The sequence below is a fragment of the Paenibacillus cellulositrophicus genome (genome assembly GCF_009363095.1).
Lineage (GTDB): Bacteria > Bacillota > Bacilli > Paenibacillales > Paenibacillaceae > Paenibacillus_AQ > Paenibacillus_AQ favisporus.
The window spans coordinates 1,279,115-1,292,491 of sequence record NZ_CP045295.1 but is presented as its reverse complement, the minus strand read 5'-3'; the positions used below and the strand labels follow the sequence as shown (position 1 = coordinate 1,292,491).

Sequence of the window (13,377 nt, the reverse complement as noted above, 5' to 3'; positions counted from 1 at the left end):
GTTTTTAGCGCATTCTCCTCAGCAAGCTGTTTAGCAGGCAGTGCAACTGTGGTATAATAAGTATAGAAGTTATCAAACAAAAGAAAGGATCAGGATACCATGTGTCCCCGAAGGAACATTCCCCAAAGGACGATTTGGAAACGTTATGATCTCTCTTACACTTAGCTTCCATCGTAGAGAACAAGCGCCCGGATATTGGGTTGTGACAAACTTCTCGCGAAAGAAGGAAGCTTAAGATGCGAAGGACTCGGTCCTACAGGTTTCTTCCCGCGGAAGTTAGTCGCGTCCCTGACCAACTAACTACGATGAGGGGTAACCTGTATGAGGAAGAAAGACCATGTAATTTCAACGCTTCGACCAATCGCTATTATGATGTTAGGTACTTTTTTGCTGGCTTTTACGTATTATCACATTAATTTTCAGAATCATCTGTCCGAGGGCGGCTTCGTTGGCCTGTCGCTGCTCGGCAAGTACGCATTCGGATTTGACCCGGCAGTGACCGTGCTGATCCTGGATATTCCGGTGATCCTCGTTGCACTGCTGCTGAATGGACGCAAATTTATTGTGAACACGCTGGTGGCGACCGTTTCGTTTTCCGTTTTTTACGATCTGATGGAACGCTACTCTGTGCTTGACATCAATCTTCACGGCAACCTGCTGCTGGCAGCGCTGCTGTCAGGCGTCTTGTCGGGCTTTGCGACCGGACTGGTGCTGCGGTTCGGAGGAGCGACAGGCGGCGACGATATCGTGTCTCTGCTGCTCAGCCGTCTCACCGGCCTTAAAGTCGGCACCGTATTTATTCTGCTCGATGCGGCCGTCCTGCTCGTATCCTTGTTCTACCTGCCTCTGCAGGAAACGTTGTTTACAATTTTGGCCGTGAGCATCGCAGGGAAAATGATTACGTATACGGTCTCGTTTCGTGCACATCGTACCTCGCCGGCAGCGGGAGATGCCGCACCTAAGATGACCGCGGGGCAGAAACAGCCTGCAGCCAAACCCGTTCACAAAGTTCGGAGTGTCCACTGATAGATAACCGCCTGGTTCCTTAGGGAATCAGGCGGTTTGCTGTTTATGGCAGGTATGGCAGGGCGGGGGGCACCGTAAGGAGCCTCCCCGCGAAGACATACCACGAATCGCTCGATTTTGCCGTCTTGCGTGAACGCGGCATGAACAGCATCACGAGTAACTTCGATTGCTCTCGATTTTCCCGTCTTTGCCGTGAACGATGGCATGGACATCGTGTTTCGAGGCGTAGTCTTCCGCTTCGTCCATGGCTTCCTTCTTCGATCCAAAAGTCGACAAGGGCTTGTCTTTACCTTCCACCTTGAGCGCCCATCCGTCCTCATGGGTGACGACATGGACGTCGGCATCGCCGCCCCGGCCGCTGCGGGTCCGGGAAGTCTTGCCGGCGTGCTCGTCATGCTCGTCCCGCTCGTCATCCGAACGGCCAGATGCATGCTTCGATTGCTTTTCCTCACCGGCAGGGTGGTCCTCATTCCACTTTTCCGCCTGAGCGGTGCCGATGGCAATGGCGCGCCCTTCCTCGTAGCCTTCCTCGAGCAGCGCATTGGCGATTTCGACCGCCTTATTCCGCACCCGGGGCTCCAAGTTTTTCATGGATACAGGGTAATCATGCTTATTCCAAGGCATTGTCAATCCCTCCAAACCAGTTCTCGTTTACCCCTATATTACCCGGCGCCGCGCGAATCAAACGATGTTCATCCGCCCGATATGCATTATAATGGAAAAGATTGAGAATAAAGGAGTGAGGAAGCGTGATGATGCAGATGCTGCTGGTACTGCTCTTGACGGGGATCATCCATACCGTGGACAGCCTTTCCTATGCTCTGCGGCTCGGTGGGCTGCGCAGCCGGCGGATTACGCTGGCCCTGTCCTTGTCGGGGCTGCTTGTGATCGTGTCGAGGACTTCCAACATGGCGCAGGGGCCGATGGTCGGCAGCATGGTGGACAAGGCGCTGGCGTCGGCCTCCTTTCATTTGGAGTCGAGGCTGCATTGGATCATCGCCGCCGCCACAGCCGGTACAGCCGCAGCCATGCTGCTGTTTCCGAGCGTGGTGCGGATTTGCTCACGGCTGGTCGTCCATTTGGAGGCTGCCGGTTCCATCCCGCGAATGGTAAGGCAGCTGACCGACGGGCGAAAATGGAAGAACGGGGCGGCGTACGTCAAGCTGCCGAATCTCCAGATGCTGCGCAGCCTGTTTCGAGGCCGCCTGCCCAGACGCCTGATGGCGATCAATATGGCCGTCACGGCCATTTATACCGTCGGCGTGCTGTCCGCGCTGTATGCCGCCTATCTATGGCCGGAATCCCGGCTGGCGGCATCGACCTCCTCCGGTCTGATCAACGGGGTGGCGACGATTCTGCTGACGCTGCTCGTCGACCCGCGGATCGCCCTGCTGTCGGACCGGACATTGCGGGGAGAGTCGCGTCTGGGACGGATGAATCAGGTGCTCGGCCTGATGCTCGTATCCCGCTGCGCCGGGACGATCGCGGCCCAGCTGCTGCTTGTTCCCTGCGCGTTCTGGATCGGCTGGCTTATCTCCGGCTGACCTAAAGCAGCCGAAAAAAAGAAACGTGCATGAAAAAGAGGGTAAGGCTGCAAGCCTTACCCTCTTTTCGTATAAAGAACGAACCCCAGCGCCTATTGCTTGCTGGTCTCGCATAGAACGGCAGTGCCGTTTATTCAAACAGCACTTTATATTCGGAATATCCTTCCTTATCCAGGTCTTCCTTCGGAATAAAGCGAAGCGCCGCGGAGTTGATGCAGTAGCGGAGGCCATCCGGCCCCGGCCCATCGTCAAAAACATGGCCCAGATGGGAATCCGAGCCTTTGCTGCGCACTTCGGTCCGTACCATCATATGGCTCAGGTCCAGCTTCTCTTTAATGGAGTAGTCGCGGATCGGCCGGGTAAAGCTAGGCCAGCCGCAGCCCGAGTCATACTTGTCCGTGGAGCTGAACAGCGGCTCACCGGACACGATGTCGACGTAAATGCCGTCGCCGTGATGATCCCAGAACTCGTTTTGGAACGGGCGCTCCGTGGCGTTGTTCTGAGTGACTTCGTATTGAAGCGGCGTCAGGCGCTGTTTCAGCTCTTCCTTGTTTATCTTGGGAGCCCAGTGCTTCTCCAGGAAGTCATCGCGGCCCGATCCTTTCCGGTACCGTTTGTAATGTCCCGGGTTTTTCTTGTGGTAATCCTGGTGGTACTCTTCCGCTTCATAGAACGGGCCGGCAGGCAAAATCGGCGTAACGATCGGCTTGTCAAAGCGGCCGCTTCTTTCGAGCGCCTGCTTGGACGCTTCGGCTTTCTCGCGCTGCTCCTCGCTGTGATAGAAAATAGCGGTCTGGTAGGAAGAGCCGCGATCGTAGAATTGCCCGCCCGCATCGGTTGGATCGATCTGCTGCCAGAACAGCTCGAGCAGCTTTTCATAAGGAAAAATGTCCGGATTGAACGTAATCTGCACCGCTTCCACATGCCCTGTCGTTTCAGAGCATACTTCCTCGTAAGTCGGGTTCGGCTTATGGCCGCCGGTATATCCGGACACGATGCTGACGATGCCCGGCAGCTCCTCAAACGGGGTTACCATGCACCAAAAGCATCCACCCGCAAAAGTGGCTTTATGTTCAACTGGCTGTACGTCGCTCATGATATCACTCCGTTTCTTTCAAATCGTAAGTAAGGTGTACAACTCCATTATAATCCATCCGCGCAAGGGAACCAAGGTACCCGGTTATTTCGGTCTCGTACGGGAGAGGCGGCGGTACATTACCGCGATCAGTCCGAGCAAGAGGACATAAGCGGAGGCCGCAGCGGCGGAGATCCACGGGTGCGCAGACAGATTGCCGCCCAGGTAGGCATATAACAGGATGCCCGGCACTTTGCCGATCCCGGAAGCGGCGGTGTAGCTCCAGAAGGGAAGCGCGGCGGCCCCGGCGAATATATTGACCGCCATCTGCGGAACGATCGGAATAACCCGCGCAGCGGCGATACTGACAAACGGATGCGTTTCAATGAATGCGGTGAAAGTCTGCAGCGGCTTGATCCGTTCCAAATACCTCCTGCCCCGGTCCCGAAACAGGTAGCGGACAAGTCCGTACAGAATCGTGGCCGCCAGCATCGTTCCGATCCAGGAGACGACCGCCGCCCACAGGGTACCGTAAGCGTAGCCGAGCGCTGCGATGACCAGCTTATAGGGAACGACAGGGAATAGGGCGACCAGGGCGGCTATTCCGACCAGCAGAAGGAATGACGGCCTTTCGCCCAACGCCTCCATGATCGCGTCCCGGTACAGGAAAGCCCATACGAGCAGAAGGATGTACAAGAGGGGCAGCAGCCATTTTTTCATCGTGATTTCCTTTCCACTTAGCCTATAATCTCCATCATACCAAAAATTAATGAATAAAAATCATAGTAATTGCCTTAGAGTTTTGCTATAATGGTTCCAACAAGTGAATAGTTCCCAAAGGGGAGTAGCTCATGCAATAAAGTCGTCATTACGGGATCGGTATCCCCGGCTTTATTGGCAACGATTATGTTGTTTTGCGAGACCTTTGCCTGATTTTTCATTAGGTAAAGGTCTTTTTTGGTGGGCAAAAAGCGCCATTTTACCTAATGAAGGTAAGGGGCGCTTTTTTAGTGCGGCGACTAATCATTCTATCTATATAGAATGAACTAAAGAAATGAACGTTATAGGTAAAACTTTAGTTCATTCTATCTCAAACAACAGAAAGGTGGAAATCGTATGGAATTGTTTACTATGGCATTTTGGGCAGCGCTCATGTCCATCGTCATCATTGACCTGGTTCTTGCCGGTGATAACGCCATTGTAATTGGACTCGCCGCACGGAACGTCAAAAAAGAAGACCAGAAGAAAGTCATTATTTGGGGGACCGTCGGTGCCGTCGTCATCCGGGTCATCGCCACGCTGCTGGTCGTGCAGCTGCTGCTGATCCCTGGACTGCGGCTTGTCGGGGGAATCGCGCTTGTATGGATCGCGTATAAGCTGCTGATTGACGAAAAAAAGCACGACATATCCGCAGGCAACCAAATGTGGGCGGCCATCCGCACGATCATTATCGCCGATGCCATGATGGGTCTCGACAACGTGCTGGCGGTAGCCGGAGCGGCCCATGGAGACTTCCTGCTCGTCATTATCGGACTGGCGATTTCGGTGCCGATTATGGTATGGGGAAGCACGATTATTCTGAAGCTGACCGAACGCTTCCCGGTCATTATTACGATTGGTGCGGCGGTGCTCGCCTGGACGGCGTCCAAAATGCTGGTGGAAGAGCAGCTGATTCACGACTGGTTTGCCAGTCCGATCCTGAAGTACGGGTTTGAAGTGGTGGTCATCGCCGCCGTCGTTGCTTTGGGACTGATGACCAAAAAGAAAAAGCAGAAGGAAAACCGGGCGGCAGAGTCGATGTAACGGCTTAAATTTGCCGGCCAAAAGCGGTATAATGGGTATCTGTCCGGCATGTCCGGAAGGTTCGTTGGATTGGAGAAAGGTGGACCATAGGCATGAATGTAATAAACCGTAAGCGGAAGGTTGCGCTGGCGGGGCTCGGTGATATCGCCCACAAGGTATATCTTCCGCTGCTGGCCCACCACGAGAAGGTGGAGGTTGCCGGGGTGATGAGCCGCTCCGAAGCTACGGTGCAGCGCGTGACGCAGACTTACCGGTTTCCTCAGGGGACGACCGATCTGGAAGAACTGCTGTCATGGAACCTGGACGCCGTTTTTGTCCACAGCCCGACAGAAACCCATTATGACGTGGTCAAAGTCTGTTTGGAGCGCGGGGTATCCGTCTATGTCGACAAGCCGCTGACGACGGATCTCGCCAAGTCCAGGGAACTGGCCGCTCTGGCTTCAAAGAAAGGACTGCTGCTCGCGGTAGGCTTTAACCGCCGGTTTGCTCCGTTATATGTGCGGGCAAAGGCATGGGTCGAGGAGACCGGCGGATTTGTCCAGGCCGCTGCAGCCAAGCACCGGACCACCTTGCAGAAGGGGAGCAGCAGCGACACGATTTACGACGATTTGATCCATATGCTGGACCTGCTGCTCTGGCTGGGCGGAAGTGACTACGAGCTGCTTCATCACCATTTAAGCGAAGATGAACAGGGCCGGCTGCTGCACACCTCCGGCGATCTGGGCCTTGGCCGGAACGTCACAGGAAGGTATAGTATGATCCGGCTGGCCGGAGTGGATATGGAGAAGCTCGAGCTGCACGGAAGCGGCCGGTCGGTGGAAGTCGTTAATCTGGAGCGTGCGGTTCTGTGTGAGCATGGAAGGCCGCCCGAGACCCGTGAATTTGGAAGCTGGGAACCGATCCTGCATCGGCGCGGCTTCAGCGGGGCCGTGGATCATTTTCTGGAGCATCTTGCTTCTCCGGAAGCCTGTACTATTCGCGCCGAGCGGGTCATGCGCAGCCACGAGCTGGCATCGAGACTGGCGGAGCAGCAGAAGGGGGGAACTGACAATGGATGAACGGCAGAAGTCGCTGGAAGAAGGCATCGTGGAAAGCTACCGGCAGGATGAGGATATGATGATCCTGGTTTTTGCCCAGTGGTGCGTCAATCACGGATTGGACCCCCTGGAGCTGTACCGGCAGGCGTACCCGCAGCAGGGTGATAACGAACGACTGCAGCGGGTGCTAGATCTGACCGTACCTAAAGAGGAGGCCGGGCCGATTCCGGACGATACTGTGCTTGGCGTGTTGTCGCTGTTCGGCAACGAAGACTTGGCGTTTGTCGTATCCGAAACGATCGCGGCGAGATCCAAAAAATAAGCACCAGCAATTTTGTCTGCAGCATTGAATGGTTAAAGCAGCCCAGAAGCCATGCCCCATATCCGGGGCATGGCTTCTTTGCTCATAGGGCGGGAGAGCGTTATTTGCGGCCGGTATAACTCGCGGATGCTTCCAGCGCACTTTTCACCGCCTTCAAATATTGATAGCCGTGATGCCGGTCCGGTTCAAGGTAAGCTCCCTCCGCCCATTCGTTCCAGGCGTTGATAAACAGAAACTCGCTGCGGTACAGCCGGCTTGCCCTTTCGATCTGTCTCGCCAGATACCAGCCGAACTTGCGCGGGGAAGCCCCTATGCTGCTTTGCCCGTTGGCGCCGAGCCGCGGCGTGTTGTCCCAGTTGACGAAAGCGCCCGGGAAAATCGTCTCCCCGGCACGATGAGGCGAACGGTTCAATATGTTTTCCCAGACATGATCATAATCCACAGCGATGTGCGGATCGCCGCCGTACGTATTGACATAGCTCCAGATTTGCTGGGAACGGCTGTGACCGAACGTATAGTGCGGTTCGAACTCCAGGCTTGCTTCGAAGCCGGCTTGGTTGGGAAGGGGGAACCCCCCTAGCGTGCGCACAAAATAGATGCCTTCAAGCCCGTTTCCCCGGGCCAAATCGTTCCATAACCGGATCATCTCCTCGCAGCGGGGGATGTTACCGGGCCGATAGATGATAAACATCGGTTTCTCTTGAACACGGATGTATCTCTCATCTCGGAAGGCATCCAGCAGCGCATAAAAGTGCTCTTCCCAGTCACGTTCATCCCCGTAATCCTGCGGCATCAGCAGGTGATGATCACCGCCGTCCCATCTCCGGGTCCACGGCTCGTTGGCCCAGGACAGGCAGAACGGGATCCGGGGCTCACCCAGCCGCAGCACTTCGTTAAAAGGCTTTTCGAGCAGCCGCTTTCCTTTGAACCAGTAGTGGTAATAACAAAAGCCGTAAATCCCGTAAGACTGGGCGGTGTCCGCCTGCCACATCCGGGCGGCAGGGTCGGTCAAATCGTAGTAATACTGATCGAAGGGCTCATTGGGCTGCTTGTGCCCCGGGTACAAGGGGGCGGCCTTTCGGGTATTTGTCCACTCGGTAAAACCCTCCCCCCACCACAAATCGTTTTCGGGTATCGGGTGAAACTGCGGAAGTAAAAACGCGATAAGCTTCAAGTTGACTTACCTCCCATACAACTTCGGCGGCGGTTCAATCCTGATCCCGGCAGGCTGCCCGGATGGGGTGCAGTCTTAGCGCCGGGCGGCGAGATGGAGCAGCTTCAGCACCATTTGCAGGCACGAATTGCGGTATTTGCTGCCGTACAGAGCGTTGGTCGACACGTACCGCATAAGCTCGGGCCGGTCCCAATAATAGCCGAGTTTTTCCTGCAGGTCGCCGGCGGAGCGGAAGATGACGATATCTTCGTCCGGCCGCATGTACTCGTATAGATTGGGATTGTTCTCCGCCAGCAGAAAGCCTCCGCACGCGCCAATGGCCAAAACCTGCCCGGGCTCCGGCTGCGCATAAATGATTACGGTGGCCCCGTTATAATATTCCTGGATATCGGCCAGCGGCCGCACGCAGGTTACGCCGTCTTCGGGCTGCCATCCTAAGCCCATGGCAAACACTTTTTTGTCCGCGAGCAGCGGCTTCATGCCGGCGAACATCTCCCGGGTACGCGGATCCGCATTTCCGATGAACAGAATGTCGGATTGATAAGCGATGTTCACGGTTTTGGGGAAATACACGGATGGATCCGCGGCAAAAGGCAAATATACGATCTGTCTGCAGCCCATATAGCGGTATAGAGGTATGTGGTTGATATTTTGCGTGAATACGAGGTCGAATGCATCCGCAATCGAAGGCAGCTGTTCGGCAGGCGCGGCGGCATCCGCCAGCCAGACCGCTTTTACTGGGGAGCCGGACAGGACCGGATCCCGCAATTCGTCAAAAAAGTTCGCATCAGGATTGCCAAGCACCAGCAGGAGATCGAACGGGATGGCAGTCAGTCCTGCGGGCAGGTTACAGAGGTGCTTCACGGGAGCGGCCGTCTGTGTGACCAGCCTGAGCCCGTCAAGAATGGATTGTTCGGTATGCCAATGGCTATCTTCCGAGAGCAGCGACCGCACAAGAACTTTCTTTTGTTTGATATCCACCGGGCCCGGGGGGGTGCGTGCTCCGTCCAATTCAACCAGAACGTTTGGCGCCGCGTCCGGTTGTTCGGAAGGGGCTGTTTTCGTTTCGGCAGAAACGGGAGGGCCTGGCAGACTTGTTGCCGCGCCGGGAAGGGGAGCCGGTACCTGCGGTGTTCCTCCGCCGTTTTTCTTCAGCACGCGGACCACCATTTTGGCGATGCGCTGCTCAGTAACGGGATGCAAACGGATCTTGGTGCGGCGGGATCGCTCTCGGCTCCTTTTTTTGTTCATGGCGTTTGATTTCCCTCCTCATCACCTTAGCATAGTGTCATACCAGTGTATGGTTGTATCGTGAAAGCTGCCCCCCGGACACCTGACACAAAAAGGGAAAAAAGGGCGGATGCTGAAGCAGGCAGCACAAAAAAACCGGCGCTTATCCGCGCCGGCTTCAGCCTGTCTTATCCGATGTTCTAGTTCGGCGAACGGACGCCGATCCCGGTCTGGATCTGCTCCCTGTTCTCCATGCGGTATTCCTTTGGCGACTTGCCGAACCTGGACCGGAATACCCGGTGGAAATACGTATAGCTGCCGAATCCCGAAGTTTCCGCAATGTCTTCGAGCGACATCGGACTAAACACGATCCGCTCGCGGGCCATTTCCAGCCGGACGTCCAGCGTATACTGCATAATACTCGTCCCGAAGGCTTCCTTAAACAGATGGACCGCCCTCGAGACGCTGATGCCGACATGTGAAGCGACATCCTCCAGCTTGAAGGATAACGAGGCGTGTTCTTCAATAAAATGCTTCATGCGGTAAGCCAGGTACGTTCTCGGGGTCGTGGAGGGATGCTCGCTAAGGAGGCGGTCCGTTTCGAGGCATAAAATCCGCATGTAGTATCCTGATATTTCGGGATACGGGTTGGACATTCTTCGCTGTTCCAGCACGATCTGGCGGAACAGGCTGAGCAGGCTCTCGTTAAGCGGGACGCGGATGCGCGTCGGCCGTTTCTGCTTGGCCCACCACTGGTCGATCCATTCCCCGCCGAAGAAAATATGATAGTCGCCGCTTTCTACGGCAAGCTCGCCCTGAGCGTTCGGCTCCTCGCCGATCAACAGCTCGTACGGCTCGTCTGGGGAATAAATCAACAGATCGCCCGATTCGACGGGAACAAGCTCACCGTCTACCAGTGCGCGGCATCTTCCGTCGGTCTGCAGACGCATGAGGTAATTTTTAACGCCGTCCATCTCGCTCATGTAGAACGGTTTATGATGAAATGAAAATCCTGCTGTATAAATGTGCACTGAATCTTGGGTGGACATGATAGGGCTCCCTTTGCAATCAAAAAAATAATGACCAGATTGTTCATGTTTCGATCATATAATTCATTTTAATATAAATAAATTCGGAATACCATGTTACTAGATTGTTGAATACGCATTCAGCATCGTAAGGAGTGACTTTCGTGGAGAACAAAATGAAAGCCGGCATTATCGGCTGCGGCAACATCAGTGCTATTTACCTGGAGAATTTAAAGAAAAGCCCGGTTGTTGAAGTGGTGGCGGTTGCCGATCTGGTGACTGAACGCGCCCAAGCGCGGGCTGAAGAGTTTGGGATTGCAAACGCATACACCGTGGATGAGCTGCTTGGTGACAAAGAGATTGAGCTCGTCATCAACCTGACGATTCCCGGCAGCCATGCCTCCATCGATTTGGCGGCGCTTGAAGCCGGCAAGCATGTATACGCGGAGAAGCCGCTGGCAACCTCGCTGCAGGACGGCAAGCGCGTGGTTGAACTGGCCGAGCAGAAAGGCCTGCGCGCCGGAAGCGCGCCGGATACGTTCCTCGGATCAGGCGTGCAGACCGCCAAAGCGGCGATCGAAGCCGGGAAGATCGGCATACCGGTGGCGGCAACCGCATTTATGATGGGCGGCGGCCCGGAGGGGTGGCATCCGGACCCTGAATTTTTCTACGCGCCGGGCGGCGGTCCGATGCTGGACATGGGTCCGTATTACCTGACGGCGCTGGTTGAACTGCTGGGCTCGATCCGCCGGATCAGCGCTTCGGTAGGTGCCCAGATCCCGATGCGGACCATCGGCTCGGGGCCGAAGAGCGGCCAGCAGATTCAGGTGCAGACACCGACCCATCTGGCCGGCACCATCGATTTTAAACAAGGCGCCATCGCCACGATGATAACCAGCTTTGATATTAAAGCCGGGGCCAATCTGCCGTGGATTGAAATTTACGGTACGGAAGGAACGCTCAGCCTGCCGGATCCGAACTTCTTTAACGGCGACGTCAAGCTCCGCCGCAGCGGTTCCAGCGACTGGGAAGTGCTGACGCCCGTTTTTGAGAGCACCCAGAACGAACGCGGCCGCGGCGTAAACGACATGGTCGAAGCGATCCGCTCGGGGCGTAAGCACCGGGCCAACGGCAACCTGGCCTACCACGTGCTGGAAGCCATGTATGCCTTTGAAGAGTCATCCATCAGCGGGAGCCATGTCGTACTTGCGAGCAGCCATGAATAACGGTCATCTCAATAAGATGACCTATAAGCGAACACAGGGGTGAACCAATATGTTGAAGCTTGGCCTGCAGTTATATACGGTTCGTGAAGAAATGGAAAAGGATTTTGAGGGTACGTTGAAGAAAGTAGCAGAGCTGGGTTATCAGGGCGTGGAATTCCACACCTTCTTCGGACGCTCCAGCGCCGAGGTCAAGAAGCTGCTGGACGAGAACGGTCTGGTCGCCATCGGGACCCATACGCCGTACGACCGGATGCAAAACGCACTGGACGAGGAAATCGCCTATAACAAGGAGATCGGAAACAGCAGCCTGATCGTTCCTTACCTTGGTGAAGAGCAGCGCAAGTGGGACGAGGTGTTTGACAACCTGAAGCGTATCGGCGAGAAATGCGCCGCGCAGGGGGCCACACTGCTGTACCATAACCACGATTTTGAATTTACGGAAACACGCGGCGAGGAAACGGTGTTCGACGCGATGTACGAAGCGGTGCCCGCTGACCTGCTGAAGGTGGAGCTGGATACGTGCTGGGTATATTTTGCCGGCTACGATCCGGTCGAGTACATCGAGAAGTATGCGGGACGCCTTCCGATTGTGCACTGGAAGGACGTCAAGCGGAAAGAGGACGGCACGCCGCAGACGGTCGAGCTCGGCGCAGGCGAAGTCAACCTGGAAGCCGTAGCCGAAGCAGCGGACCAAGCCGGCGTGGAATGGATCGTTGTGGAGCAGGATTTCTGTGAAAGACCACCGCTCGAAAGCATTGCAGCCAGCATGGAATGGATCAAATCTTATGCCAGAAACGGAGGACCCGTAAATGTCTAGCTCAAGCAAAACCCTGAAAATCGGCATCATCGGCTGCGGAGGAATCGCCAACGGCAAGCATATGCCGAGTCTCAAGAAGCAGCCTCAGGCGGAAATGGTTGCGTTCTGCGATATCGTGCAGGAGCGCGCCGAGAAGGCCGCTGCCGAATTCGGCGCAGAAGGCGCCAAAGTGTATACAGATTTCCGCGAACTGCTGAAGGACGCAAGCATCGACGTCATTCATGTATGTACGCCAAACGATTCCCACTCCGTCATTTCGGTGGCGGCGCTGGAAGCCGGCAAGCATGTCATGTGCGAGAAGCCGATGGCCAAGACGGCCGCCGAGGCCAAAGCGATGGTGGAAGCCGCCAAGCGCACCGGCAAGAAGCTGACGATCGGCTACCAGAACCGCTTCCGCAACGACAGCCAATACTTGAAGGAGCTGTGCGAGAACGGGGAGCTCGGCGACATTTATTACGGTAAAGCGCTGGCCATCCGCCGCCGTGCCGTTCCGACCTGGGGCGTGTTCCTTGACGAAGAGAAGCAGGGCGGGGGACCGTTGATCGATATCGGTACCCACGCGCTCGACCTGACGCTGTGGCTGATGGACAACTATAAGCCGAAGAGCGTGCTCGGGAGCACCTTCCACAAGCTGGGCCATAAAGAGAATGCGGCCAACGCGTTCGGCCCGTGGAACCCGGAAGAGTTCAAGGTAGAGGATTCCGCATTCGGTTTCATCACGATGCAGAACGGCGCAACGATCGTGCTGGAGTCCAGCTGGGCGCTGAACGTCGTGGAAACCGGGGAAGCGAAGACGGTTCTTGCTGGCACGGAAGGCGGGGCCGACATGAAGGACGGCCTGCGCATCAACGGCGAGAAAATGAGCCGCCTCTATGAAACCACGGTGGATCTGAATGCCGGCGGCGTAGCCTTCTACTCCGGGTCGGCAGAGACCGATGCCGACAAGGAGCAGCGCCTGTGGCTCGAAGCCATCCTGGAAGATAAAGAGCCGGTGGTCAAGCCGGAGCAGGCCTATGTGGTCACGCAGATTCTGGAAGCCATTTACGAGTCTGCCAAAACAGGCAAAGCCGTTTATTTTGAGGAATAGTCATCCTT

At 55.8% G+C, this 13,377-nt stretch carries 14 protein-coding genes; 8 read left to right on the top strand and 6 right to left on the bottom strand.

What is annotated here, in order from left to right:
• Positions 1-321 precede the first annotated feature (321 nt).
• Positions 322-1,026: a YitT family protein gene (locus GCU45_RS05915; protein WP_145947554.1), complete on the top strand. Its 705-nt coding sequence runs from the start codon at positions 322-324 to the stop codon at positions 1,024-1,026.
• A gap of 150 nt (positions 1,027-1,176) precedes the next feature.
• On the opposite strand, the gene GCU45_RS05910 is transcribed toward GCU45_RS05915, so the two are convergent.
• Positions 1,177-1,650 carry a DUF2188 domain-containing protein gene (locus GCU45_RS05910; RefSeq protein ID WP_152398362.1) on the bottom strand — a complete coding sequence of 158 codons (474 nt, stop codon included), beginning with the start codon at positions 1,648-1,650 and terminating at the stop codon, positions 1,177-1,179.
• A gap of 128 nt (positions 1,651-1,778) precedes the next feature.
• Here GCU45_RS05910 and GCU45_RS05905 point away from each other — a divergent pair, with 128 nt between their 5' ends.
• A complete protein-coding gene (locus GCU45_RS05905) occupies positions 1,779-2,570 on the top strand; it encodes a lipid II flippase Amj family protein (protein ID WP_152402835.1) in 792 nt (263 codons plus the stop codon).
• A gap of 130 nt (positions 2,571-2,700) precedes the next feature.
• Here GCU45_RS05905 and msrA read toward each other — a convergent pair whose 3' ends face one another.
• Both msrA and GCU45_RS05895 read right to left on the bottom strand, forming a co-directional pair.
• Positions 2,701-3,666, bottom strand: coding sequence for a peptide-methionine (S)-S-oxide reductase MsrA (msrA, locus tag GCU45_RS05900; protein WP_152398361.1), 966 nt, complete (start codon positions 3,664-3,666; stop codon positions 2,701-2,703).
• Positions 3,667-3,750: 84 nt separating this feature from the next.
• Positions 3,751-4,365, bottom strand: a complete 615-nt coding sequence (locus GCU45_RS05895; RefSeq protein ID WP_145947556.1) for a TVP38/TMEM64 family protein — start codon at positions 4,363-4,365, stop codon at positions 3,751-3,753.
• Positions 4,366-4,761: 396 nt separating this feature from the next.
• On the opposite strand from GCU45_RS05895, the gene GCU45_RS05890 reads away from it, so the two are divergent.
• The 3 genes from GCU45_RS05890 to GCU45_RS05880 all read left to right on the top strand — a co-directional run bounded on the left by GCU45_RS05890 (position 4,762) and on the right by GCU45_RS05880 (position 6,807).
• Positions 4,762-5,448: a TerC family protein gene (locus tag GCU45_RS05890; protein ID WP_152398360.1), complete on the top strand. Its 687-nt coding sequence runs from the start codon at positions 4,762-4,764 to the stop codon at positions 5,446-5,448.
• A gap of 92 nt (positions 5,449-5,540) precedes the next feature.
• Positions 5,541-6,506, top strand: a complete 966-nt coding sequence (locus GCU45_RS05885; protein WP_208837104.1) for a Gfo/Idh/MocA family protein — start codon at positions 5,541-5,543, stop codon at positions 6,504-6,506.
• Positions 6,499-6,807, top strand: coding sequence for a hypothetical protein (locus GCU45_RS05880; RefSeq protein ID WP_152398359.1), 309 nt, complete (start codon positions 6,499-6,501; stop codon positions 6,805-6,807). The genes GCU45_RS05885 and GCU45_RS05880 overlap by 8 nt, the downstream gene beginning before the upstream one ends.
• A 100-nt stretch (positions 6,808-6,907) precedes the next feature.
• Here GCU45_RS05880 and GCU45_RS05875 read toward each other — a convergent pair whose 3' ends face one another.
• The 3 genes from GCU45_RS05875 to GCU45_RS05865 all read right to left on the bottom strand — a co-directional run bounded on the left by GCU45_RS05875 (position 6,908) and on the right by GCU45_RS05865 (position 10,260).
• The gene (locus tag GCU45_RS05875) at positions 6,908-7,981 is read right to left on the bottom strand and encodes a glycosyltransferase WbsX family protein (protein WP_152398358.1); all 1,074 of its coding nucleotides are present in this window, start codon (positions 7,979-7,981) and stop codon (positions 6,908-6,910) included.
• 75 nt (positions 7,982-8,056) lie between these two features.
• Positions 8,057-9,232, bottom strand: coding sequence for a glycosyltransferase family protein (locus GCU45_RS05870; protein ID WP_152398357.1), 1,176 nt, complete (start codon positions 9,230-9,232; stop codon positions 8,057-8,059).
• Between the two features lie 179 nt (positions 9,233-9,411).
• Positions 9,412-10,260 carry an AraC family transcriptional regulator gene (locus tag GCU45_RS05865; protein ID WP_116229617.1) on the bottom strand — a complete coding sequence of 283 codons (849 nt, stop codon included), beginning with the start codon at positions 10,258-10,260 and terminating at the stop codon, positions 9,412-9,414.
• A gap of 155 nt (positions 10,261-10,415) precedes the next feature.
• Here GCU45_RS05865 and GCU45_RS05860 point away from each other — a divergent pair, with 155 nt between their 5' ends.
• The 3 genes from GCU45_RS05860 to GCU45_RS05850 are packed head-to-tail and all read left to right on the top strand — an operon-like array spanning position 10,416 to position 13,369.
• Positions 10,416-11,465, top strand: a complete 1,050-nt coding sequence (locus GCU45_RS05860; protein ID WP_152402830.1) for a Gfo/Idh/MocA family protein — start codon at positions 10,416-10,418, stop codon at positions 11,463-11,465.
• 49 nt (positions 11,466-11,514) lie between these two features.
• Positions 11,515-12,282 carry a sugar phosphate isomerase/epimerase family protein gene (locus GCU45_RS05855; protein ID WP_145023761.1) on the top strand — a complete coding sequence of 256 codons (768 nt, stop codon included), beginning with the start codon at positions 11,515-11,517 and terminating at the stop codon, positions 12,280-12,282.
• Positions 12,275-13,369 (top strand): Gfo/Idh/MocA family protein, encoded by a 1,095-nt coding sequence (locus tag GCU45_RS05850; RefSeq protein ID WP_076169974.1) that lies wholly within the window; start codon positions 12,275-12,277, stop codon positions 13,367-13,369. The genes GCU45_RS05855 and GCU45_RS05850 overlap by 8 nt, the downstream gene beginning before the upstream one ends.
• The last annotated feature ends 8 nt before the right edge of the window (positions 13,370-13,377 follow it).